Origin of the sequence: Pseudomonas sp. NC02 (assembly GCF_002874965.1) — a bacterium.
Classification (GTDB): domain Bacteria; phylum Pseudomonadota; class Gammaproteobacteria; order Pseudomonadales; family Pseudomonadaceae; genus Aquipseudomonas.
In genome coordinates, this window is the sequence record NZ_CP025624.1 from 6,365,222 (window position 1) to 6,389,305 (window position 24,084).

22 protein-coding genes and 2 pseudogenes are annotated in these 24,084 nt (G+C 61.4%); 13 read left to right on the forward strand and 11 right to left on the reverse strand.

The window, feature by feature from the left end:
- Positions 1-56: 56 nt before the first annotated feature.
- Both C0058_RS33130 and C0058_RS29995 read right to left on the reverse strand, forming a co-directional pair.
- Positions 57-143, reverse strand: a pseudogene (locus C0058_RS33130) (outer membrane lipoprotein carrier protein LolA); the annotation flags it as partial.
- 18 nt (positions 144-161) lie between these two features.
- Positions 162-890, reverse strand: a complete 729-nt coding sequence (locus C0058_RS29995) for a TraX family protein (protein ID WP_102370061.1) — start codon at positions 888-890, stop codon at positions 162-164.
- A gap of 90 nt (positions 891-980) precedes the next feature.
- On the opposite strand from C0058_RS29995, the gene C0058_RS30000 reads away from it, so the two are divergent.
- The 4 genes and pseudogenes from C0058_RS30000 to C0058_RS32925 form a co-directional block, all read left to right on the forward strand.
- Positions 981-2,021, forward strand: coding sequence for a low specificity L-threonine aldolase (locus C0058_RS30000; protein ID WP_010167499.1), 1,041 nt, complete (start codon positions 981-983; stop codon positions 2,019-2,021).
- 182 nt (positions 2,022-2,203) lie between these two features.
- Entirely contained in the window at positions 2,204-2,404 is a 201-nt protein-coding gene (locus tag C0058_RS30005) for a hypothetical protein (RefSeq protein ID WP_003209176.1), read from the forward strand.
- A gap of 88 nt (positions 2,405-2,492) precedes the next feature.
- Positions 2,493-3,026 carry a transposase gene (locus tag C0058_RS30010; RefSeq protein WP_102370062.1) on the forward strand — a complete coding sequence of 178 codons (534 nt, stop codon included), beginning with the start codon at positions 2,493-2,495 and terminating at the stop codon, positions 3,024-3,026.
- A 139-nt stretch (positions 3,027-3,165) separates the two neighbouring features.
- Positions 3,166-3,240: pseudogene (locus C0058_RS32925) on the forward strand (transposase); the annotation flags it as partial.
- Positions 3,241-3,780: 540 nt separating this feature from the next.
- Here C0058_RS32925 and gbcB read toward each other — a convergent pair.
- Entirely contained in the window at positions 3,781-4,881 is a 1,101-nt protein-coding gene (gene gbcB / locus C0058_RS30025; RefSeq protein WP_003216947.1) for a glycine-betaine demethylase subunit GbcB, read from the reverse strand.
- A gap of 280 nt (positions 4,882-5,161) precedes the next feature.
- On the opposite strand from gbcB, the gene gbcA reads away from it, so the two are divergent.
- Entirely contained in the window at positions 5,162-6,457 is a 1,296-nt protein-coding gene (gene gbcA / locus C0058_RS30035) for a glycine-betaine demethylase subunit GbcA (RefSeq protein ID WP_003216945.1), read from the forward strand.
- 801 nt (positions 6,458-7,258) lie between these two features.
- Here gbcA and C0058_RS30040 read toward each other — a convergent pair.
- The 6 genes from C0058_RS30040 to C0058_RS30065 all read right to left on the reverse strand — a co-directional run bounded on the left by C0058_RS30040 (position 7,259) and on the right by C0058_RS30065 (position 15,010).
- On the reverse strand, positions 7,259-8,029 hold the full coding sequence (locus C0058_RS30040; RefSeq protein ID WP_102370063.1) for an electron transfer flavoprotein subunit beta: 771 nt from the start codon (positions 8,027-8,029) through the stop codon (positions 7,259-7,261).
- A 10-nt stretch (positions 8,030-8,039) separates the two neighbouring features.
- Positions 8,040-9,260 (reverse strand): electron transfer flavoprotein subunit alpha/FixB family protein, encoded by a 1,221-nt coding sequence (locus tag C0058_RS30045; RefSeq protein ID WP_102370064.1) that lies wholly within the window; start codon positions 9,258-9,260, stop codon positions 8,040-8,042.
- Positions 9,260-11,200: a dimethylglycine demethylation protein DgcB gene (dgcB, locus tag C0058_RS30050; protein ID WP_102370065.1), complete on the reverse strand. Its 1,941-nt coding sequence runs from the start codon at positions 11,198-11,200 to the stop codon at positions 9,260-9,262. Before dgcB ends, C0058_RS30045 begins: the two co-directional genes overlap by 1 nt.
- A gap of 149 nt (positions 11,201-11,349) precedes the next feature.
- Complete coding sequence (gene dgcA, locus C0058_RS30055; protein WP_087694764.1) at positions 11,350-13,410, reverse strand: dimethylglycine demethylation protein DgcA; 2,061 nt, start codon at positions 13,408-13,410, stop codon at positions 11,350-11,352.
- A gap of 15 nt (positions 13,411-13,425) precedes the next feature.
- On the reverse strand, positions 13,426-13,956 hold the full coding sequence (locus C0058_RS30060; protein WP_008430647.1) for a DUF5943 domain-containing protein: 531 nt from the start codon (positions 13,954-13,956) through the stop codon (positions 13,426-13,428).
- Between the two features lie 76 nt (positions 13,957-14,032).
- On the reverse strand, positions 14,033-15,010 hold the full coding sequence (locus C0058_RS30065) for a dipeptidase (protein ID WP_003216932.1): 978 nt from the start codon (positions 15,008-15,010) through the stop codon (positions 14,033-14,035).
- 219 nt (positions 15,011-15,229) lie between these two features.
- Between C0058_RS30065 and C0058_RS30070 the strand changes: the two genes are divergently transcribed.
- Positions 15,230-15,631, forward strand: coding sequence for a lysozyme inhibitor LprI family protein (locus C0058_RS30070; protein WP_087694766.1), 402 nt, complete (start codon positions 15,230-15,232; stop codon positions 15,629-15,631).
- A gap of 42 nt (positions 15,632-15,673) precedes the next feature.
- The gene (locus C0058_RS30075; RefSeq protein ID WP_102370066.1) at positions 15,674-16,090 is read left to right on the forward strand and encodes a DUF3010 family protein; all 417 of its coding nucleotides are present in this window, start codon (positions 15,674-15,676) and stop codon (positions 16,088-16,090) included.
- A 138-nt stretch (positions 16,091-16,228) separates the two neighbouring features.
- Here the strand turns inward: C0058_RS30075 and C0058_RS30085 are convergent, their stop codons facing one another.
- On the reverse strand, positions 16,229-17,173 hold the full coding sequence (locus C0058_RS30085) for a GlxA family transcriptional regulator (RefSeq protein WP_003216927.1): 945 nt from the start codon (positions 17,171-17,173) through the stop codon (positions 16,229-16,231).
- A 193-nt stretch (positions 17,174-17,366) separates the two neighbouring features.
- Here C0058_RS30085 and C0058_RS30090 point away from each other — a divergent pair, with 193 nt between their 5' ends.
- The 6 genes from C0058_RS30090 (at position 17,367) to C0058_RS30120 (ending at position 22,839) form a co-directional block, all read left to right on the forward strand.
- Entirely contained in the window at positions 17,367-18,311 is a 945-nt protein-coding gene (locus C0058_RS30090; RefSeq protein ID WP_102370067.1) for a choline ABC transporter substrate-binding protein, read from the forward strand.
- Between the two features lie 87 nt (positions 18,312-18,398).
- On the forward strand, positions 18,399-19,286 hold the full coding sequence (locus C0058_RS30095; protein WP_003216924.1) for a 3-keto-5-aminohexanoate cleavage protein: 888 nt from the start codon (positions 18,399-18,401) through the stop codon (positions 19,284-19,286).
- Positions 19,287-19,443: 157 nt separating this feature from the next.
- Positions 19,444-20,409, forward strand: coding sequence for an L-carnitine dehydrogenase (locus C0058_RS30100; protein WP_017476440.1), 966 nt, complete (start codon positions 19,444-19,446; stop codon positions 20,407-20,409).
- A 140-nt stretch (positions 20,410-20,549) separates the two neighbouring features.
- On the forward strand, positions 20,550-21,026 hold the full coding sequence (locus C0058_RS30110) for a thioesterase family protein (RefSeq protein ID WP_102370068.1): 477 nt from the start codon (positions 20,550-20,552) through the stop codon (positions 21,024-21,026).
- A gap of 9 nt (positions 21,027-21,035) precedes the next feature.
- Positions 21,036-22,196: a gamma-butyrobetaine dioxygenase gene (locus tag C0058_RS30115; protein ID WP_102370069.1), complete on the forward strand. Its 1,161-nt coding sequence runs from the start codon at positions 21,036-21,038 to the stop codon at positions 22,194-22,196.
- 379 nt (positions 22,197-22,575) lie between these two features.
- Positions 22,576-22,839: a hypothetical protein gene (locus C0058_RS30120; protein ID WP_003216918.1), complete on the forward strand. Its 264-nt coding sequence runs from the start codon at positions 22,576-22,578 to the stop codon at positions 22,837-22,839.
- A gap of 107 nt (positions 22,840-22,946) precedes the next feature.
- Here the strand turns inward: C0058_RS30120 and C0058_RS30125 are convergent, their stop codons facing one another.
- Entirely contained in the window at positions 22,947-24,050 is a 1,104-nt protein-coding gene (locus C0058_RS30125) for a GlxA family transcriptional regulator (RefSeq protein WP_003216915.1), read from the reverse strand.
- Positions 24,051-24,084: the final 34 nt, after the last annotated feature.

Below are 24,084 nucleotides of genomic sequence, written 5' to 3' on the forward strand. Positions count from 1 at the left end.
GTCAAATGCCTATGGACGCCACGCAAAGGTGCGTTTACGACATGGCCCCCGGCATTTGTAGGAGCGAGCTTGCTCGCGAAAAACCTGAGGGCGCCGCGCGCATCCAGACAGCCCTCGTAATCGTTGACGTTTTTCGCGAGCAAGCTCGCTCCTACAAGGGGTTAGGCGATGATCTTTCGAAGGAGTAGCAGCAGCAGGAAATGCGCCGGATAAAGCGCATACGCCCAGCGCCGCATGGCCGGCGGAGACACCTGCCTGGCCTGTCGCAACAAGACCAATCCGGCCAGCGGCGCAATCAGGCATGTCGCCAATCCCAGCATCGCCACCAGCGTGCCGCTATTGAGCAGGATCTGCCATTGATTGGCAGCCAGGCACACCACACCCGGCAGCACGCTGAAGTACCACGGCCGGCGAAACACCAGCAGCATCGCCAACGGCAGCAGCACACCAAAAAACCCGAACATCAACTGAGCCGAAAACAACCCCGCCAAAACCAGCGCGATCAACGCCAATCCTCGATCAATAACCGTCTTCTGCTGCCATCCCCGGGCAACCAGCAAACCCAGCGCCAGGGTCGGCAGTACGTTCAGCGTGTCGGCGTCGTCGATGAACATCCGGTACGGCACCTCACTGATCACACTGAACAGCAGCAACCAGCCCAGATAGCGCCACTGCCCCGCCACCGGCGCGTCCTTGACCCGATGCAAATTCGCCGCGATCGCCAGGCAAAACCACGGGAACGCCAGGCGCCCCGGCACATACAGCCCGTCCAGGCTCAAACCGACATACCGCAGGTGGTCCAGCACCATACTCAGCAGCGCCAGCCACTTGAGCAGGTCCAGGGCGCCATCGCGGACGCGGCTTACAGGAACGCTTTCAGAACCGTGCATAATTCCCCAATGACTTTGCATTAACAGTGCGTGCGCCCGCCCGACAATCTTGGGTAAAGTGCGCACCAACATCGACCACAGGACTGGGCCATGACCGACAAGAGCCAACAATTCGCCAGCGACAACTATTCCGGCATCTGCCCGGAAGCCTGGGCCGCCATGGAACTCGCCAACCAGGGCCATCAACGCGCCTATGGCGATGATGAATGGACCCACCGCGCCGCCGACGGTTTCCGCAAACTGTTCGAAACCGACTGCGAAGTGTTCTTCGCCTTCAACGGCACCGCAGCCAACTCCCTGGCGCTGTCCTCCTTGTGCCAGAGCTACCATAGCGTGATTTGCTCGGAAACCGCCCACGTCGAAACCGACGAATGCGGCGCGCCGGAGTTTTTCTCCAACGGTTCCAAGCTGCTCACCGCCCGCACTGAAAACGGCAAGCTGACCCCGGAGTCGATCCGCGAGATCGCCCTCAAGCGTCAGGACATCCACTACCCGAAACCCCGCGTCGTAACGCTGACCCAGGCCACCGAAGTCGGCAGCGTCTACACCCCGGAAGAAATCCGCGCCATCAGCGTCACCTGCAAGGAACTGGGGCTGAACCTGCACATGGACGGCGCACGGTTCTCCAACGCCTGCGCATTCCTCGGCTGCTCGCCGGCCGACCTGACCTGGAAAGCCGGCGTCGACGTGCTGTGCTTTGGTGGCACCAAGAACGGCATGGCCGTGGGCGAAGCGATCCTGTTCTTCAACCACAAGCTGGCCGAAGACTTCGACTACCGCTGCAAACAGGCCGGGCAGCTTGCCTCAAAGATGCGCTTCCTCTCCGCCCCGTGGGTGGGCCTGCTGGAAAACGACGCCTGGCTCAAACACGCCCGCCACGCCAACCACTGTGCACAATTGCTCAGCAGCCTGGTGGCGGATATCCCGGGTGTGGAGTTGATGTTCCCGGTCCAGGCCAACGGCGTGTTCCTGCAACTGTCGGAACCGGCAATTGCCGCGCTGACGGCCAAGGGCTGGCGCTTCTACACCTTCATCGGTAAAGGCGGCGCGCGGTTCATGTGCGCGTGGGATACCGAGGAAGAGCGCGTAAGAGAATTAGCCGCAGATATTCGGGAAGTGATGAGCGCCTGAAGTAGGCATCAGCCCCTCAGATAATGGCGAAAGGCCTAGACTGTTTTTTGATATTTCTGACAGTAACAAACTCCGTTTTCATTGACTAGCCTCTTGGAACCCGGAAGGAAAAGGCCGCCTTTCGGGACTAACCGCCAGCCGAATAATCGGCCGGAAACGGAAATCCAGCAGAGGGCAATACCATGGAAGCGCAACGCTACGGAAACAACTTGCTAGGCGAAGGCACTATCAGCACCACCGTCATCGACTGGGACGAATTCAGAAAATCCGCGAAAATCGGTGACACCATCAGCGAACCGACGAGGACATTGCGGATCACTGACAAGGTCTATGAACTGACAGCATCCGGCCAGCACTTCGTCGTGCATATCTATGCCCAATAACCTCTAACTGATCGTTCCCACGCTCTGCGTGGGAACGCCTCCCCGGACGCTCCGCGTCCAGGCCACACCACGGTTCAAGGACGAATTGATGGGCAGAAGCCGCTACACCATTACCGAACCTGAAAAACCACACTTCCTGACATGCACTGTCATGGAATGGACACCGCTATTTACCCGCGACTACCTTGTCGGCCACCTATTGAATTGCTGGCGATATCAACAAACCCACGAACATTTCAATCTCTACGGCTACGTCGTTCTCGAAAACCATCTGCACTTCGTCGCTCAAGCACCTGACCTGGGTAAATGTGTCAGCCAGTTCAAATCCTTCACCGCTCGAACCATCATTGACGACCTGCAGAAACGAGGAGCGGAGCGAGTGTTGCAGCGTTTGCGTTTCAGCAAACGGGCGCATAAAACGGACCGGATTTATCAGCTATGGCAAGAGGGGTCACACGCCGAGTTGGTGTACAGCGAAGCGGTGATGCGCCAAAAGCTTGATTACATTCACCACAACCCTGTGAAGCGTGGTTATGTGGATTTGGCCGAGCACTGGCGGTATTCCAGCGCCCGCAACTATGCAGGACAGGATGGCCTGATTGAAATTCAGCGCTGGGCCTGATCGTTCCCACGCTCTGCGTGGGAATGCAGCCCGTGACGCTCCGCGTCACACAGCGGGACGCAGAGCGTCCAAGGAGGCATTCCCACGCGGAGCGTGGGAACGATCGATTCCTGTGAAGCGGGGTTGTGTGGACTTGGCCGAGCACTGGCGGTATTCCAGCGCCCGCAACTATGCGGGACAGGATAGCCTGATTGAAATTCAACGCTGGGCCTGATCGTTCCCACGCTCTGCGTGGGAATGCAGCCCGTGACGCTCCGCGTCACACAGCGGGACGGGACGCGGAGCGTCCAAGGAGGCATTCCCACGCGGAGCGTGGGAACGATCGATTCCTGTGAAGCGGGGTTGTGTGGACTTGGCCGAGCTGGCGGTATTCCAACGTCCGTAACTATGCAGGACCGGACGGCCTGATCGAGATTCAGCGCTTGGCCTGATCGTTCCCACGCTCTGCGTGGGAATGCAGCCCGTGACGCTCCGCGTCACACAGCGGGACGCGGAGCGTCCAAGGAGGCATTCCCACGCGGAGCGTGGGAACGATCGATTCCTGTGAAGCGGGGTTGTGTGGACTTGGCCGAGCTGGCGGTATTCCAACGTCCGTAACTATGCAGGACCGGACGGCCTGATCGAGATTCAGCGCTGGGCCTGATCGTTCCCACGCTCTGCGTGGGAACGCAGCCCGTGACGCTCCGCGTCACACAGCGGGACGGGACGCGGAGCGTCCAAGGAGGCATTCCCACGCGGAGCGTGGGAATGATCATTAGAACTCGATGCGCACATCACCCTTCGGCACGCTGCAGCACGACAGGATGTAACCCTCGGCTTCGTCTTCCTCGGTGATCCCGCCGTTGTGGTCCATCTCGACCTCCCCGCCCAGCTTCAGCACCTTGCACGTCCCACAGATCCCCATGCCGCAAGCTTTCGGAATCAGCAGGCCAAGCTTGGCCGCCGCTGCGTGCACGGTCTCGCCCGGTGCCACGCGGATGCTCTTGCCGGAGGCAATGAATTCCACCTGGTGCAGGTCCGCCAGGTCGATCTCCGGTGCATCCGCCGCTTGTTCGGCTTGTTCCACCGCGTCGGCCCGGGCTTCCGGTGGCGTCGCGCCGAAGGATTCTTCGTGATAACGCGCCATGTCGAAGCCGGCGGCTTCCAGCAGGCGCTTTACCGCGTTCATGTAAGGCGTCGGGCCGCAACAGAAGACTTCCCGCTCCAGGAAGTCCGGCACCATCAGTTCGAGCATCTTGTGGTTGAGGTAACCGCGATAACCGGCCCAGGGTTCACCCAGGCCGTGTTTCTCGCAAATCAGGTGCAGGCTGAAGTTATCAATCCGCGACGCCATATGCTCCAGCTCGCGGTGGTAAATGATGTCCTTTGGCGAGCGGGCGCTGTGGATAAACGTCATGTCGACGTTGGCGTTGGTGTCGTAGAACCAGCGCGCCATGGACATCACCGGGGTAATACCGACACCACCACTGAGGTACAGCACTTTCGGGCTCGGGAAGTCGATGGCATTGAACAGCCCCACCGGCCCGTGCACCGCCAGCTCCTGGCCTTCGTGCAGCGTGTCATGCAACCAGTTGGACACCTTGCCGCCCGGCACGCGCTTGATGGTCACCGAAAAGCTGTAAGGCACCGACGGCGAACTGGAAATAGTGTACGAACGCATGATCGGCTGGCCGTCGATTTCCAGCTCCAGGGTGACGAACTGCCCGGGCTTGAAAAAGAACAGGATCGGCTGGTCGGCCATAAAGCAGAAGGTGCGCACGTCCCAGGTTTCCTGGATGACTTTGACGCAACGGACGATGTGCCGACCATTGGCCCAGGTCTGGGTTGTTACCGGGTTCAGGAAGCTGTTGGACATGCTGTTCTCCATAGCCGTGTGATCGGCCTTATGGTGGCGATTCTGCGTAACGCGCGAATCACCCATTTACCTATCTGCGACATTCACATACTTATCGCGACCAGCCCCCATACCACGGGGGTTGCGCGTCGGGAACAGAGTGGGCCATGTCGTTCATGGATAAGGTTCTGGCCGTTGTGGGGCCCACACTCGCTCCCAACAAAGACGCTTTCTTTACGCCTTGCTGCAAAACCTAGCCACTATTCGCCGGCCACACAGAATGGCCATGAGGACACACACGATGGACGTCACCGCAACCTTAAGCTTGGGCGATCCGCTGGAACCCGCACGCAAGGCCACTGCGCAAATGCTGCAAGAACGCGAGCGGACCTTTTCGCTGCCGCAGCCGTTTTACTCTGATGAACGGCTGTTCGATATCGACATGCAGGAAATTTTCCAGAAAGAGTGGTTGATCGCCGGCATGACCTGCGAGATCCCCGCCAAGGGCAACTACATCACCCTGCAAGTGGGCAAGAACCCGATCATCGTGATCCGTGGCGCCGATGGTGTGGTGCACGCATTCCATAACGTGTGTCGCCACCGCGGTTCGCGCTTGTGCACCAGCGACAAGGGCAAGGTCGCCAAGCTGGTGTGCCATTACCACCAGTGGACGTATGAACTGGACGGCCGCCTGCTGTTCGCCGGTACCGAAATGGGCGCCGACTTCGACATGAAGCAATACGGCCTCAAGCCGGTGAATGTGAAGACCGCCGGTGGCTACATCTTTATCAGCCTGTCGGAGAACCCGCCGGCCATCGACGACTTCCTGTCGACCTTGAGCCACTACATGGAACCCTACGACATGGAGAACACCAAGGTGGCGATCCAGACCACCTTGTTTGAAAAAGCCAACTGGAAGCTGGTGCTGGAAAACAACCGCGAGTGCTACCACTGCAACGCGTCGCACCCGGAACTGTTGAAAACCCTGCTGGAATGGGACGACGTTACCGACCCGCGGGCCGACCAGGCCTTCAAGGACCACGTGGCCGCCTCCGCCGCCGCCTGGGATGCCGAAAAGATCCCTTATGCCCACGCCAGCTTCGGCCTGCGTAACCGCATCGTGCGCATGCCGCTGCTCAAGGGCACCGTGTCGATGACCCTCGACGGCAAGCAAGGCTGCAACAAGCTGATGGGCCGCATCAAGAACCCGGACCTGGGCTCGATGCGCATCCTGCACCTGCCACACTCGTGGAACCACTGCATGGGCGACCACATCATTGTGTTCACCGTGTGGCCGATCAGTGCCCAGGAAACCATGGTCACCACCAAGTGGATCGTGCACAAGGACGCCGTGGAGGGTGTGGACTACGACGTCGAGCGCATGCGCAAAGTGTGGGACGCCACCAACGACCAGGACCGTCGCCTGGCCGAAGAGAACCAGCGCGGCATCAACTCCACCGCGTATCAGCCAGGTCCGTACTCCAAGACCTATGAGTTTGGCGTGGTGAACTTTGTGGACTGGTACAGCGAGCGGATGCTGAGCAACTTGGGGGCGGCGCCAGCGCCGTATCTGAAAGGCGTCGCCGTACACGAGTAACCGGCTGACACGCCGCCGATCAAAATGTGGGAGCCGGGCTTGCCCGGCCCCCACACTGGTTTGTGACTGTACAAAATTCATCCAACACCGTGACAGACCGCTGCCCGCCTTACTTCCAGCCATTGCCCAACAACTTATCCACAAAGCCACCCACAGCAATTGTGGGCAACTGCGCTTTCCCGTCGAAATAAAACCAAGAAATTCCGTGACTTATTCAAAGGTACCGGTTTTATCCCACATTGATCATTTTTTGATCTAAAGCCTGAAAGCCATGTCCTGCATGGGCTACAGAGGAACGCAAACACCTTATCCACAGAAGCGCCAACAGACTTTGGGGGCAACTTTGGACCATCTGTGGAAAACCGGCTTAAACCGAGGAAAATCGCGGCTTTGAGAGCAAAACTCAGCTGGAACGGCGATATTGGTTATATTTTAACCAGCACACTGTAAGTCACGTTTTATATGGCCTACAGCGGATAGCGAACATCTTATCCACAGAAGCACCAACAGACTTTGGGGGCAAGTCTGTCCCGGGCATTTTCTTTATCCACAGAAAAACCCAAGGAAAAACCGTCAGTTAGGTTGGTTATTTTTCGTACAGAGAGCTGGAGGGCTTGATTTGCACGGGGTGTGGACAGCCGCGAACAGGTTATCCACAGGTAGGTTAACAGGGATTGTGGGTAAAGCCACAATCGCCGCAAAACAGTGTGGGAGCGGGCTTGCTCGCGAAGGCGGCGGATCAGTCGGTACATGAGTTACCTGACACACCGCCTTCGCGAGCAAGCCCGCTCCCACAGTGGATCAGCGCACTACACCTTCTTCTATAAGCAATTTAAGAATGGCTTCAGCGCCCGCTTCCGGACTCACGCCCTTGAGCACCTGCCCACCGCCGCCGCTGGCCTTGGCCGTTGCGGCCTTCATCCGGTCGGCACCGCTTTTGGCCTTGATCACCTTGAGCCGCTTGGGCCGAGGCTTGGCCGGCTGCAATACAGCGCCTGTGAATAACTCATCCTCCAACACCTCGACGTCATGGGCCGTCAGCTCACCGCGTTGCGCCGGGCCGTAGGCGCTTTGCCGTGGCTTGGGCGCCGCGTTATCCACCGTGGCCATAAACGGCAGGCGCACCTTCAGCCGCCGCCGTTGGCCGCGAGGCAAGGCCTGCAGCACATGGGCCACGCCGCCTTCGATGGATTCCACCTGGGCCAGGCCGACAATCAGCGGCCAACCCAGTTGCTCGGCCAGCAGGAACGGCAACATGCCCGAGCCTTCGCCGGTTTCCGCCTGGCTGCCGGTGAGCACCACTTGGGCGCCCGCGTCCCGCAGATAGTCGCCGAGCACCGGCAAGGCGTCTGCCCCGGCCGGTTGTTCAAGCACGTGCAACTGCGGCAAGCCCATGCCCAGGTAAGCGCGCAGGGTGGGTTCGCCGATGTCGCCGGCGTGCAGCACTTGCAGGTTATCCCCAGCCAGTTGCAGGCCCAGTTCCACTGCGCGCGCGTCTTGCTCGGCCCGGCGTGGACGGCCGGAAGTCGGGTGGGCACCGATGGACACCAGGCTGATTACATTCGTCGTCATGGCCATTTCCTTAAGCCGCATCGCGCTTGGCGCCGTGGCGGTAGGCCTCGACCGCAACGATCAAGGCTTGCAGTATCGCGGCGCTTTCGCCGATCACCGACAGGTCGGCACGCTTGATCATGTCGCAGCCCGGGTCGAGGTTGATCGCCACCACCTTGTCGCAGGCACCAATGCCTTGAAGGTGCTGGATCGCCCCGGAAATCCCCACCGCCACGTAAACCCGCGCGGTGACCCAGGTACCGCTGGCGCCGACCTGGCGATCCCGGGCCATGAAGCCGTCATCCACCGCCACCCGCGAAGCACCTTCGGTGGCGCCCAACGCGGCAGCGGTCTGGTGGAACAGTGCCCAGTCCTTGACCCCGTTGCCGCCCGAGAAGATGAACTCGGCTTCGGCCATGGGAATTGCCCCCGGGTCCACGGCCACCGCGCCCAAATCTTCGATACGCGCAAGGCTGCGGGCCAGGCTTGTGGATAACTCCACCGACAGCACTTCGTGACGGGTTTCGCTGACGGGATCGGCGCACTCCGCCGCAGCCAGGATCATCCGTGGCAGTGGCCGGGCAAGATCCTCCTGACCCGCGCCTGCACGGCCAATACATTCCTGGCCCTTGATCTGCCAGACCCGCGTGGCCGGGCGCTCCTTGAGGCTCGCGGCAAAACGCCGCCCCAATTCACCACCGCCGCTGCGGCTGTCCGGCAGCAACCAGTGGCGCGGGTTGAACTGGTTATCCACAGCCCGCAGGCCGTGAACCCGTTGCTCCGGTGAATAACCGTCGAATTCATGCCCGTCCAACACCAGCAGCCGATCCACACCGGCAGTGGCGAAGGCGTTTTCCTTGTGTTCGCCGAACACCACGGCCAATACCGCACCGTCGTCGCCGGCCAGTTGCCGGGCCAGGCCCAGCAAGTCGCGGTCGTGGCTGCTCAGGCGGCCGCCGACCATGTCCGGCACCACGTTGATGTAGAAAGCGGGCGCCCGTACCTGATACAGCGGCAACTGCACTTCCACCGCTGCCGTACGCTTGGCCGCGCCGCCCTGCTGGGCGCCGCTGCGGTCAATACGCTTGATGCCGTTGGGGCCGATAAAACCGACACCGTGCACGTTCTTGCGGATGACCCCATTGGGCCCCATCCAGCTGTGTTGCACCGGCTGCATCGCCGCGTGCAGCGGGTGCAGGCGGTTACGGGCGATCCATTCGGCCCGTGGGTCGCGGCGGATAATGTCGCTCATCAATGCACCTCCGCAGGTTCGCGTTTCGGCGCCTTGGCCGGTGCCGCGTCTTCAAGCAACGCGTCAGCTACCAGTTCGGCAATGTCCTTGATCAAGGGACGCGGTTCGACCACGCCTTCCAGCATCGCCGTGCACTGTGGACAACCCACGGCCACCAGTTCGGCGCCGGTCTCGCGGATGTCTTCCATGCGCATGTCGGGAATCCGCTGCTTGCCGGGAATATCGGTGATCGGCGCCCCGCCACCGCCACCGCAGCAGCGCGAGCGGAAACCGGAGCGCTGCATTTCCTTGACCTCGATCCCCAGCGCCCGCAGCACTTGGCGCGGTGCCTCGTACTCACCGTTGTAGCGGCCCAGGTAGCACGGGTCGTGATAGGTCACGCTGTTGCCTTTGTGCTGGCCCAGGTTCAGGGCGCCGGCGTCGATCAGTTCGGCCATGTAGGTGCTGTGGTGCTGCACCAGGTAGTTGCCGCCGAAGGCGCCGTATTCGTTTTTCAGCACGTGGAAACTGTGGGGGTCGCAGGTGACGATGCGCTTGAAGCTGTATTTGGCCAGGGTCTGGATATTGCGTGCGGCCAGCAGCTGGAAAGTGGCTTCATCGCCCAGGCGCCGGGCCACGTCGCCGCTGTCGCGCTCTTCAAGGCCCAGTACGGCGAAGTCGACCTTGGCGGCTTTCAGCACTTTGACGAACGAGCGCAGGGTGCGCTGGTTGCGCATGTCGAAGGCGCCGTCGCCAACCCAAAAGAGCACGTCGACGGTTTTCTTGTCGCTGAGCAAGGGCAGGTTCAAATCCGCCGCCCAGTTCATCCGCCCGCCCGGCGCAAAACCGCCGGGGTTGTCGGTGGCGATCAGGTTTTCCAGGACTTCGGCCCCCTTGTTCGGGGTCGCGCCCTTTTCCAGGGTGAGGTGGCGGCGCATGTCGACGATGGCGTCCACGTGCTCGATCATCATCGGGCACTCTTCCACGCAGGCGCGGCAAGTGGTGCAGGACCACAGGGTCTCGGCGTCCACCAGACCATTGACGATTGGCTGGTGCGGGTTGCCGGCGTGTTCGCCGATGGCTTTGCCCGGATACGGGCTGCCGGCGAACTTGGCGTCGGTGCCACCGGCCAGGCCGACGACCATGTCCTGGATGAGTTTTTTCGGGTTCAGCGGCTGGCCGGCGGCGAACGCCGGGCACGCGGCTTCGCACTTGCCGCACTGCACGCAGGCGTCGAAGCCGAGCAGTTGGTTCCAGGTGAAATCCACCGGTTTTTCCACGCCCAGGGGCGCGCTTTTATCCGCGAGGTCCAGGGGTTTCAAACCGGTGGAACGGCCGCCGCCGAAGCGTTCGGCGCGGCGGTGCCAGGCCAGGTGCAGGGCACCGGCGAAGGCGTGTTTCATCGGGCCGCCCCAGGTCATGCCGAAGAACATTTCCGACACGCCCCACAACACGCCCAGGCTCAGCAGCGCGGCGAGCAGCCAGCCGCCGAAGTCCGCCGGCAGAATCCCGGCCACCGGCAAGGTCACCAGGAAGAAGCTCACCGAGAACGCCATCAGGCTTTTCGGCAGGCGCATCCACGGGCCTTTCGACAGGCGTGCAGGCGGGTTGCGACGGCGCAGGTAGACGAAGGTGGCGCCGACAAACATCAGCACCGAAGCCAACAGCAAGGCGTAGCCGAGGATGCGGTTATGCAGGCCGAAACCGTGCACCAGGATCGCCAGCAGCGCCGAGAGCACAAAGCCCAGGGCGGTGGCGACGTGGGTGTTGGCGATGTATTTGTCGCGGGCGACCACATGGTGCAGGTCGACCATGTAGCGCTTGGGCATGGCCAACAGGCCGCCGAGCAAGTCGACCTTGGAGGACCGGCCGCGGCGCCACATGTTCACCCGGCGCAGCGCGCCGAGGACGGCAAGGCCCAGGGCGGCGAAGAGCAGGATGGGAAGAAGGGTGTTCAACATGGTGAAGCTCCCAAAGACCTCGGGGTCAATGATCGTCCCCACGCTCTGCGTGGGGATGCATCCTGTGACGCTCTGCGTCACGACCTAAGAGCGGACGCGGAGCGTCCAGGGCGGCATTCCCACGCAGAGCGTGGGAACGATCAGGCGGATCAGAAATCCTTGCACAGGCGCAGGGCGTCATAGATGGCAGCGTGGGTATTACGCTGGGCCACGCAGTCACCAATGCGGAACAGCAAGTACCCCTCGCCCGGCTCGCTCAGGCACGGCTGCGGCTTGATCGCGAACAGGGCCTCGATGTCCATCTGGCCCTTGTTGCGCGAGCCTGCCTTGAGCCCGTAGTAGAGCTCTTCGTCCGGACGCACGCCGTTCTCGACCACCACCTGGTCCACCACCCGCTCTTCCCTGGCCCCGGTGTATTCGTTCTCCAGCACCGCCACCAGCTTGTCGCCTTCGCGGTAGACCTTTTCCAGCATCATGTCGCCGGTCATGATCACTTCCTTGGGGTACATGCTGCGGTAGTACGTCGGGAACGACGTACCGCCCACGGCCACGCCCGGCTTGATGTCGTCGGTGACGATCTCGACCTGGCTGCCCTTGTCCGCGAGGAAGTCGGCCACCGACATGCCGGTGAACTCGCAGATGGTGTCGTACACCAGCACGTTCTTGCCAGGTAGAACCTTGCCGTCGAGCACGTCCCAGCTGCTGACCACCAGGCCTTCAGCCGCGCCCCAGTGTTCGTTCTGCTCCAGGAACGGATGACCGCCCACCGCCAGCACCACCACGTCCGGGCGCAGGTCGAGGATGGTTGCCGCGTCCGCCGCCACGCCCAGGCGCAGGTCGACGTTCAGGCGCGCCAGTTCCAGCTGGAACCAGCGGGTGATCCCGGCAATCTGGTCACGCTGCGGGGCTTTCGATGCAGTGGTGATTTGCCCGCCGATAAATTCTTTCTTCTCGAACAGCGTCACGTCGTGGCCACGTTCGGCAGCCACCCGCGCCGCTTCCATCCCGGCCGGGCCAGCCCCCACCACCACGACTTTGCGTTTTGGCCCGGTGGATTTCTCGATGATGTGCGGCACGCCCATGTATTCACGGGAAGTGGCGGCGTTCTGGATGCACAGCACATCCAGGCCCTGGTACTGGCGGTCGATGCAGTAGTTGGCGCCGACGCACTGTTTGATCTGGTCGATCTGGCCCATCTTGATCTTGGCGATCAGGTGCGGGTCGGCGATGTGGGCGCGGGTCATGCCGACCATGTCCACGTAGCCGCCTTCCAGGATGCGCGTGGCCTGGTTCGGGTCCTTGATGTTCTGCGCGTGCAGCACCGGGGCCTTGACCACTTCCTTGATGCCGGCCGCCAGGTGCAGGAACGGCTCCGGTGGATAACTCATGTTCGGGATAACGTTGGCCAGGGTGTTGTGGGTGTCGCACCCCGAGCCGACCACGCCGATGAAGTCGAGCATGCCGGTGTCGTCGTAGTACTTGGCGATCTGTTTCATGTCCTCGTGGGACAGGCCGTCCGGATGGAATTCGTCGCCGCACAAACGGATGCCGACGCAGAAATCCGGGCCGACTTCCTTGCGCACCGCCTTCAACACCTCAAGGCCGAAACGCATGCGGTTTTCGAAGCTGCCGCCCCATTCGTCAGTACGTTTGTTGACCCGAGGGCTCCAGAACTGGTCGATCATGTGCTGGTGCACCGCCGACAGCTCCACACCGTCCAGGCCACCGGCCTTGGCCCGTGCCGCAGCGGTAGCGTAGTTGCCGATCACCCGCCAGATTTCTTCAGGCTCGATGGTCTTGCAGGTGGCGCGGTGCACCGGCTCGCGGATGCCCGAGGGCGACAGCAGCGTGGGCCAATGCTCGCCGTCCCAGCGCGAGCGACGGCCCATGTGGGTAATCTGGATCATGATCTTGGCGCCATGCTTGTGCATGGCGTCGGCCAGGTTCTGGAAGTGCGGGATGATCCGGTCATCCGCCAGGTTCACCGACTTCCACCAGCCTTGCGGGCTGTCGATGGCGACACTGGAAGAACCGCCGCAGATCGCCAGGCCGATCCCGCCCTTGGCTTTCTCTTCGTAGTACTTCACATAGCGGTCGGTGGTCATGCCGCCGTCGGTGGCATACACCTCAGCGTGGGCGGTACTGAGCACGCGGTTGCGGATGGTCAGTTTGCCGATCTGGATCGGCGCAAACATTGCTTCGAAAGCCATGGCAGGGTCCTCGACTTACAACGGCTTGACGGTGAACAGGCCGTCGTCGTGGCCCTCTTCGGAGCCGCCGTATACCTGTTCCGCAACGGTGCGGATCTTGCTGCCGCGGGCTTCGAGAATCTGGTCCATCGCGCCGGCAAACCAGCCGGTGAACATGTAGTCGACCTTGCGCCCGACCTTGCCGTACACGTAGACGAATGCCGAGTGCTCGAGCTTGACGCTGGCCGTGCCTTTATCGAGGTCGATGTCCTGGATCTTGAACAGGCCCCAGCCGCGCTGCGACAGGCGCTTCATGTAGTGCTCGAACACTGCGACGCCTTCCAGGCCATGGCATTCAGCTTCTTTTTCACACCAGTGCCAGGCGGATTTGTAGCCGGCCTTGTAGAGGATTTCGGCGTAGGCCTCGCTGCCCAGGACTTCTTCGATCCCCATGTGATTATTGACGAAGAAATGGCGCGGCACGTACAGCATCGGCAGGGCGTCGGAGGTCCAGACACCGGTTTCGCTGTCGACTTCGATAGGCAATTGAGGGGCGATCTTGGCCATGGAAACTTAACTCCGGAAAATGCTTTGGTAAGCCCCCGACGCATAAGGTTGGGGGAAAAGAGGCGTGAGTGGTGGCTTATTCGCCCCAGACGTCCTTCAGGACGTTGACCCAGTTTTCGCCCATGATCTTGCGCACCACGCGCTCGGGATGGCCGCGCTTGAGCAGGGTCTCGGTGAGGTTCGGGAACTCGCCCACGGTGCGGATGCCCAGCGGGTTGATGATCTTGCCGAAGCTGGTCAGGCGGCGGGCGTAGCCCTTGTCGTGGGTCAGCATTTCGAAGAAATCCTGGCCATGGCCCTGGGTGAAGTCGGTGCCGATGCCGATGGCGTCTTCGCCCACGATGTTCATGGTGTATTCGATGGCTTCGGCGTAGTCGTCGATGGTCGAGTCGATGCCCTTGGCCAGGAACGGCGCGAACATGGTCACGCCGACAAAGCCACCGTGGTCGGCGATGAACTTCAGCTCTTCATCGGACTTGTTGCGCGGGTGCTCTTTGAGGCCTGAAGGCAGGCAGTGGGAGTAGCACACCGGCTTTTTCGATTCAAGGATGACTTCTTCGGAGGTCTTGGAGCCCACGTGTGACAGGTCGCACATGATGCCGACGCGGTTCATCTCGGCGACGACCTCGCGACCGAAGCCCGACAGGCCGCCATCGCGCTCATAGCAGCCGGTGCCCACCAGGTTCTGGGTGTTGTAGCACATCTGCACCACGCCAACCCCGAGCTGCTTGAAGATCTCGACATAGCCGAGCTGGTCTTCAAACGCGTGGGCGTTCTGGAAGCCGAAGATGATGCCGGTCTTGCCCTGTTCCTTGGCGCGACGGATATCGGCGGTGGTTTTCACCGGGATCACCAGGTCGCTGTTTTCGCGAATCAGGGTCTGGCTGGCCACGATGTTGTTAATGGTGGCCTGGAACCCTTCCCATACCGACACGGTGCAGTTGGCAGCGGTGAGGCCACCCTTGCGCATGTCTTCGAACAGGTCGCGGTTCCACTTGGCAATGATCAGCCCGTCGATAACGATGCTGTCGGCGTGCAATTCGGCTGGGCTCATCAGGCGTCCCCTTATTGGCGATTCATGCGCCGAATCGTCTGCCGGCGCTTTGGGGCCAGCATATGCCCCGGGGCAGAAGGAGCCGGGTGCAAAAACGACAAGGGAATTGCCGAAAGCGTCAATCGGCGACAAAGGCCAACATGACATCTCTGACGGGTGTCTGTTCTTTGTCTTACGCTTGAGCCAGAATTTGCTCATCAACTGATATGAGACGGCGCAATGAAATCGATTTTCCTGGCTTTGGCACTCATCGCAACCGGCGCACACGCCGCTGAAGACACCGATAACACGCCTTGCGATGGCATCGAGAACGACAAGCAAACCCTGGAATGCGCCACCTACAACAAAACCACCGCCGAACAACTGCTCAAGGATAACTACCAGGGGCTGCTGGAACGCATGGGTTCGACCTATGGCAGCAACAAGACGCAGCTGGCGGACATTACCGCTCGTCTGAAGGATGCCCAGCAGAAGTGGGAAAAGTTACGGGATGCGGATTGCGCTGTAGATACCTTCCCGGCAGTGGCGGGAAGCAAGGCATATGCGATCCAGCAGAATGATTGTCTGGCGCGGATGAGTGATGAACGGTCGGAGTTTTTGGAGTCGATTGGGCAGGAATAAGCGACAACCCCCTCCACTCTCTACTCAGAACCAAGGCTATTCATGACTATCTGCGGCATCGAAATCAAAGGCAGCGAAGCCATTATTGCTGTCGCCTCGCTCGACGGTCAGGCATTGGGCCACGTCGCTCTGGCCACCAAGAAAATCGCCCTTGAAGACGATGATGAGGCGGCCAACGTCAAGGCCTTCGCCGCTCAGGTCAGCGCGTTTGTGCGGGAAAACGGCATCAGCCGCATCGCCATCAAGAAGCGCAGCAAGAAAGGCGAATTCGCCGGCGGCCCGACTACGTTCAAGATTGAAGGTGTGTTTCAGTTGCTGGACGGCGTTGAAGTGACGCTGCTGTCGCCGCAGACCATCAATGCGCAGAACAAGAAACATGACTTTGCCCTGCCGGCGACGCTGAACAAGTATCAGCATGAGGCTTACAAGGCCGCGTGTTCAGCCCTGCTGAAGAAATAAGCTACATCGCACATCCCCTGTGGGAGCGGGCTTGCTCGCGAATGCGGTGTGTCAGTCAATACATGTAACGACTGATCCACCGCATTCGCGAGCAAGCCCGCTCCCACATTTGATCTGTGTTGTTTTCAATAGCGGTTTTCATACTGCTTCCCGGCGCCGATCTTCCCTTGGGCACTTGGCAAACCTTGCCCGGTAGCTGCGGGTGAAATACGACGGCGACTCAAACCCGCAGGCGATGCTCACCTCCAGCACGCTCAGGTCGCTCTGGCGCAACAACTGCCGAGCCTTTTCCAGGCGCAAACCCAGGTAGAAGTTGCTCGGTGTGTCGTTCAGGTGCAGCCGAAACAAGCGCTCCAACTGCCGCCGCGTGACCTTGATCGCCTCCGCCAGCGCCAGTGTGCTCAACGGCGGTTCCGTGTGCTGTTCCATCTCCCCAATCACCTGCACCAACTTCTTGTTGTTGATGCCGTAGCGCGTGGCGATCTGCATGCGTTGGTGGTCTTTGCGCGGGCGGATGCGGCCGAGCACGAATTGCTCGGACACCTGGATCGCCAACTCTGGCCCGTGAGCCTGGCTGATCAGGTCGAGCATCAGGTCGATGGACGCGGTGCCGCCCGCCGAGGTGATGCGCCGGCGGTCGATCTCGAACAGCTCCTGGGTTACCGTCAGCTGTGGATAAGATTCCTTGAAGGCGTCGATGGCTTCCCAGTGCAGGGTCAGGCGGTGGCCGTCGAGCAGGCCGGCTTCGGCGAGTACGCAGGCGCCAGTGTCGATGGCGCCGAGGGTCACGCCGTCGTGATCAAGGCGACGCAGCCAGTGTTCCAGTGCGGGCGTGGCGAACTTCAGCGGTTCGAAGCCGGCCACCACCAATAAGGTCGAGCCTTTTTTCAGCGGCTCCAGCGCGGCGTCGGCGTTGACCGACATGCCATTGCTCGCCAGCACCGCGCCGCCGTCGGCGCTCAAGACGTGCCAGCGGTACAGCTCGCCGCGAAAACGATTGGCGACACGTAAAGGTTCGATCGCGGAGATAAAGCCGATGGCGGAGAAGCCCGGCATCAGCAGAAAGTAGAAATCCTGGGACATGGAGCGCTCTCGTAGGACGGACAGCGTGGTCACTGTGATACGCCAGTTCAATCGGTCATTCAAGGGGGCAGGTCGCTGCAGTGCAAGAGCTGGTCGCCGCCGTGCGTTTTGTCGGGGACCAAGCTGCGTAACTTGGCTGCACGGTGCACAAAGACGCCGGAACCCACAATAACAACCTGCCGAGGGAACCACCATGAACCGACTGATCAGCCGCTGTGTGCTCGCACTCAGCGCCAGCGCCATTTTGAGCACCAACGTCATGGCAGCCGATGCGGCTTCTTGCCAGAACGTGCGCATGGGCGTGGTGAACTGGACCGACGTAATCGCCACCAGTGCCATGACTCAAGTGTTGCTCGACGGCCTCGGCTACAAGACCAAACAGACCAGCGCGTCCCAGCAAATCATCTTTGCCGGTATTCGCGACCAGCGCCTGGACATGTTCCTGGGCTACTGGAACCCGCTGATGACCCAGACCATCACCCCGTTTGTCGACGCCAAGCAGGTCAAGGTGCTCGACAAGCCGTCCCTGGAAGACGCCCGCGCGACCCTGGCGGTGCCGACTTACCTGGCCGACAAGGGCCTGAAGACCTTCGCCGACATCGCCAGGTTTGAAAAAGAACTGGGCGGCAAGATCTACGGCATTGAACCGGGCTCGGGCGCCAACACCCAGATCAAGGCGATGATCGCCAAGAATCAGTTTGGCCTGGGCAAGTTCCAACTGGTGGAATCCAGCGAGGCCGGCATGCTCGCCGCCGTCGACCGCGCCGTGCGCCGCAAGGAGGCCGTGGTGTTCTTCGGCTGGGCGCCGCACCCGATGAACGTCAACGTGGCGATGACTTACCTCACCGGCAGTGATGACGCGCTGGGCCCGAACGAAGGCATGGCCACCGTGTGGTTCGTCACCTCGCCGACCTACGCCGAGCAATGCCCCAACGTGCACAAGTTGCTCAGCAACCTGACCTTCACCGCCGCCGACGAGAGCCGAATGATGCAGCCGCTGCTGGATCACAAGGACGCTTTCGAGTCGGCCAGGCAATGGCTCAAGGATCACCCGCAAGACCAGCAGCGCTGGCTGGAAGGCGTGACCACCTTCGACGGCAAACCCGCCGCAGCCAACCTGCAATTGACCAGCAAATAACCTGTCTTGAATCACCGTTTCGCAGCCGCTCCCGGCTGCGAACGGTATGACTACGCCTGAAAATCACGCCTGTAAGGAACCTGCCTCATGAACCACGACGTCATCATCACCTGCGCACTCACCGGTGCTGGCGACACGACCGCCAGAAGCCCTCACGTGCCGGTCACTCCGAAACAAATCGCTGCCGCGGCGGTGGAAGCAGCCAAGGCCGGTGCCACCGTGGTGCATTGCCACGTACGTGACCCCGAGACCGGCAAGTTCAGCCGCGACGTGGCGCTGTACCGCGAAGTGATGGAGCGCATCCGCGAGGCGGACGTCGACATCATCGTCAACCTCACCGCCGGCATGGGTGGCGACCTGGAAATCGGTGGCGGCGAGAACCCCATGGAATTCGGGCCCAACACCGACCTGGTGGGCCCGCTGACCCGCCTGGCCCACGTGGAAGAGCTGCTGCCGGAAATCTGCACCCTCGATTGCGGCACCCTGAACTTCGGCGATGGCGACACCATTTACGTCTCCACCCCGGCCCAGCTGCGGGCTGGCGCCAAACGTATTCAAGAGCTGGGCGTTAAAGCCGAGCTGGAGATTTTCGACACCGGTCACCTGTGGTTCGCCAAGCAGATGATCAAGGAAGGCTTGCTCGACAACCCGTTGTTCCAGCTGTGCCTGGGCATCCCGTGGGGCGCGCCGGCCGACACCACCACCATGAAAGCCATGGTCGACAACCTGCCGGCTGACGCGGTGTGGGCCGGCTTCGGCATTGGTCGCATGCAGATGCCGATGGCGGCGCAAGCAGTGCTGCTGGGCGGCAACGTGCGGGTCGGCCTGGAAGACAACCTGTGGCTGGACAAGGGCGTGCTGGCGACCAACGGCCAGTTGGTGGAACGCGCCAGCGAGATCCTCAGCCGCCTGGGTGCGCGGGTCATGACCCCGGCTGAAGGCCGCGTGAAGATGGGCCTGACCAAGCGCGGCTAAGACACACCGCACGACGCCCTGCAGGAACCGAATCAAATGTGGGAGCGGGCTTGCTCGCGAAAGCGGTGGATCAGCCACCGAATGCATCAACTGACAGACCGCTTTCGCGAGCAAGCCCGCTCCCACAGGAGATCACCGAACTCTTTAGGAATTTGCCATGAGCTTTATCACTGAAATCAAAACCTTCGCAGCGCTGGGCAGCGGCGTTATCGGCAGTGGCTGGGTATCCCGCGCACTGGCTCACGGCCTGGATGTGGTGGCCTGGGACCCGGCGCCTGGTGCCGAAGCGGCCCTGCGCAAACGTGTCGCGAATGCCTGGGGCGCACTCGAGAAACAAGGCCTTGCACCCGGCGCCTCGCAAGATCGCCTGCGCTTTGTGGCCACCATTGAAGAGTGCGTGAAAGACGCCGACTTCATCCAGGAAAGCGCCCCGGAACGCCTGGAGTTGAAGCTGGAGTTACACAGCAAAATCAGCGCGGCGGCCAAGCCGAACGCGTTGATTGGTTCGAGTACTTCGGGGTTGTTGCCGAGCGAGTTTTATGAAGGCTCCACGCACCCGGAACGTTGCGTGGTGGGGCATCCGTTCAACCCGGTTTACCTGTTGCCGCTGGTGGAAGTGGTAGGCGGCAAAAACACTGCGCCGGAAGCGATTCAGGCAGCAATCAAAGTGTACGAATCCCTCGGCATGCGCCCTTTGCATGTGCGTAAGGAAGTGCCCGGTTTTATCGCTGACCGGCTGCTGGAAGCCCTGTGGCGTGAGGCGTTGCACCTGGTGAACGATGGTGTGGCAACCACCGGCGAGATCGATGATGCGATTCGCTTTGGCGCCGGTTTGCGCTGGTCGTTCATGGGCACGTTCCTGACCTATACGCTGGCGGGCGGTGATGCCGGGATGCGGCACTTCATGGCGCAGTTCGGCCCGGCCTTGCAGCTGCCGTGGACCTATCTGCCGGCGCCGGAATTGACCGACAAATTGATTGACGACGTGGTGGACGGCACCAGCGATCAGTTGGGCAAGCACAGCATTTCGGCGCTGGAGCGCTATCGTGATGATTGCCTGCTGGCGGTGCTGGAGGCGGTGAAGACCACTAAGGAAAAACACGGTATGACCTTCGCCGAATAAGCCCTGTAAAGATCGTTCCCACGCTCTGCGTGGGAATGCAGCCCAGGACGCTCTGCGTCCCAACGCGTGACGCAGAGCGTCACAGGAGGCGTTCCCACGCAGAGCGTGGGAACGATCACGTACCTACCGGGAACCGAACCATGCCCGCACTCACCACCTACACCACCAAAATCCTCCCCGAGTGGGTCGACTACAACGGCCACCTGCGCGATGCGTTCTACCTGCTGATTTTCAGCTACGCCACCGATGCGCTGATGGACACCCTGGGCCTGGACAGCGAAAACCGCGAAGCCAGCGGCCACTCGCTGTTCACCCTGGAGTTGCACCTCAACTACCTGCACGAAGTGAAACTGGGCGCCGCCGTCGAGGTACACACCCAACTCATCGCCCACGACCGCAAGCGCCTGCACCTCTATCACAGCCTGCACCTGGTGGGCGACGAAAAGGAGCTGGCGGGCAACGAACAGATGCTGCTCCACGTCGACCTCGCCGGGCCGCATTCCGCGCCGTTCAGCGAAGCGGTGCTGGGCAGGCTTGCCAGCATCAGCGCCGAACAAACCGACCTGCCGAAGCCCGCCCTGCTCGGCCGCGTGATTGGACTGCCCCCCCAAAAATAAGGAATCGCCATGCAAACCGCCGCCGCTGTTGCCGACTTCCGTACTTACCCACTGATCAGTGACCTGGCCGATGTGCAGGTGCACGGCGATCACCTCAGTGTGCGATGGGCCGATGGGCGGGTCAGCCCGTTTCATCACCAGTGGCTGCGGGACAACTGCCCGTGCCCTGTTTGCGTCTACAGCGTGACCCGTGAACAGGTGCTGGAAATCGTCGATGTGGACGAACACCTCACGGCCCTCAGTGCACGTATCGACCAGGGTCTGCTGACAGTGGAATGGAGCGGCGGGCATCGCAGCCAATACGATCCCGGATGGTTGCGGGCGCACGCCTACGACGATGAGTCCCGCGCCGAACGCCGGGCGGCCAAGCCGAAATCCCGGCTGTGGGACCACAGGTTCGAGCTGCCCGTATTCGACTACGCAGCGCTGATGGAAGACCCGAAAGCCCTGCTGCAATGGCTGCTGGCCCTGCGTGACAGCGGCCTCACCCAAGTGCGCGGTGTGCCCACCGAACCTGGCTCGCTGGCGCTGATCGCCAAGCGCATTTCGTTCATCCGCGAGAGCAACTTCGGCGTGCTGTTCAACGTGCAGTCCAAGGCCGATGCCGACAGCAACGCCTACACGGCATTCAACCTGCCGCTGCACAGTGATTTGCCGACGCGGGAGCTGCAACCCGGGCTGCAGTTCTTGCATTGCCTGGTGAACGACGCCGACGGGGGCGAGAGTATTTTTGTCGATGGTTTTGCGATTGCGCGGGCGCTGCGGGACGAAGATCCGGAAGCCTTTGGCGCGTTGTGTGAGATCCCGGTGGAGTTTCGCAACAAGGACCGTCACAGCGACTATCGCCGGCTGGCGCCGATCATCGCTCTGGATGCCTTGGGTGAAGTCGCCGAGATTCGCATGGCCAACTTTCTGCGCGGGCCGTTTGAGGCGCCTGCAGAGCAGATGCCGTTGCTCTATCGCGCCTATCGCCGGTTTATTGCGATGACCCGGGAAGAGCGTTTTCGGCTGGTCAAACGTCTGAATCCGGGCGAGCTGTGGTGCTTTGATAATCGCCGGACCCTGCATGCGCGCAATGCGTTTGATCCGGCGTCCGGCGCGCGGCATTTCCAGGGCTGCTATATCGATCGGGATGAGTTGTTGTCGCGGATATTGGTGTTGCAGCGGTAGACCGAGGCTCCCCCTTCGCGAGCAAGCCCGCTCCCACATTTGACCGAGTTCCTCCTGAAAAAACGCGGTCAACTGTGGGAGCGGGCTTGCTCGCGAAGGGGCCAGCAGCTTCACCTCAAATTTCAGCTCAAAAAAAGCCCCGATCCAGCCGTGACAGGATCGGGGCAGAGTGCTTTGTGTGAGCGGCGCATCCCGAGGGTGACCAAACCTTCAAGCTGCTTGCTTGATGCCAGTGTGCACACTCCCCTGCCTTGCGAGTTAGCCGAAAACGACCTGTTCATAGGTGTGCCGGACATTCATGCATTCAGGCCTTGCCGACTCGGTGATGGCCTACCAGAATCGACTTCAATCCCCCGCTCCCCTAACAAGGATTAACGTCATGATGCACGCGGATTTGATTGACCAGGATGACCTGCTGGGCCAGCTGCGGTCGTTGGGTTTCGAGGTGTCCAGCGGCGCTACCGCCGAGCAGGCTTGCGAGTGTGCGGTGCGCGGCTTGAGCGCGGCGCGGGCCAAGGCGCTCAAGGGTATGGTTGAGCAGATGTACACCGGCAGCGCGACGATCTTGCCGGCGGTGAGGCAGGCGATCGACAAGCAGTTGTTGCCGGCGCTGGTGCAATTTCGGCAGAACTCTGGCGCCTGATATACCGCATTCGCGAGCAAGCCCGCTCCCACATTCGACCGCGTTCCTACTGAAAAAACGCGGTCAAGTGTGGGAGCGGGCTTGCTCGCGAATGCAGGCGACTCGGTCTAAAGCCTTACACTCGCGAAAGTCGACTCATTCCTGGCCTGGCTCAACGCCGACAACGGCCCGGACAACGGTGACAACACCAGCGCCTGCGGAATCGGCATCATCGCCACCTGCTGCGTGGTGTTGGAACCCACACGCTCATCCCGCGGCGGAATGCCGAAGTATTCGCGGTAGCACTTGGAGAAGTGCGGCGTGGAGACAAACCCGCACACCGACGCCACTTCGATGATCGACATCGGCGTTTGCTTGAGCAACTGCCGCGCACGGATCAGGCGCAACTTGAGGTAGTAGCGCGACGGCGAACAGTGCAGGTATTTCTGGAACAAGCGCTCCAGCTGACGCCGGGACACCGCTACGTACACCGCCAGTTCATCGAGGTCGATCGGCTCTTCCAGGTTGGCCTCCATCAGCGCGACGATTTCCTGCAACTTCGGCTGGTTGGTGCCAAGCATGTGCTTGAGCGGCACACGCTGGTGATCCTGTTCGTTGCGGATGCGCTCGTACACAAACATCTCGGAGATCGCCGCCGACAACTCACGGCCGTGGTCGCGGCTGATCAGGTGCAGCATCATGTCCAGCGGCGCGGTGCCGCCGGAGCTGGTGAAGCGGTTGCGGTCGAGGGTGAACAGGCGTGTGCTCATGGCCACGCGGGGAAAGGCTTCCTGCATCGACGCCAGGCATTCCCAGTGCACGCTGCAATCAAACCCGTCCAGCAGGCCGGCGCAGGCCAGGGCCCAGCTGCCGGTGCACACCGCGCCAAGGCGACGGGATTGGCGCGCCTGGCTTTGCAGCCACGACACATGTTCACGGGTCACGGTGCGCTGGATACCCACGCCGCCACAGACGATCACGGTGTCCAGGGCCGGGGCTTTGTGCATGGAAGCATCGGGGGTGATTTGCAGACCGTCGCTGGCCCACACCTGGTTTCCGTCCACACTCAACGTCGTCCAGCGATACAGCTCGCGGCCGGAGAGTTGGTTGGCCATGCGCAGGGGTTCGACTGCGGAGGCCAGGGAAATCAGCGTGAAATTGTCCAGCAGCAAAAAGCCGATGGATTGAGGCGCACGGTTCTGGGGTTGAGCCCCGGAGTTGAACGACGTCATCGCGGTATCTCCTCACACAAAGCGGGTGATGGCC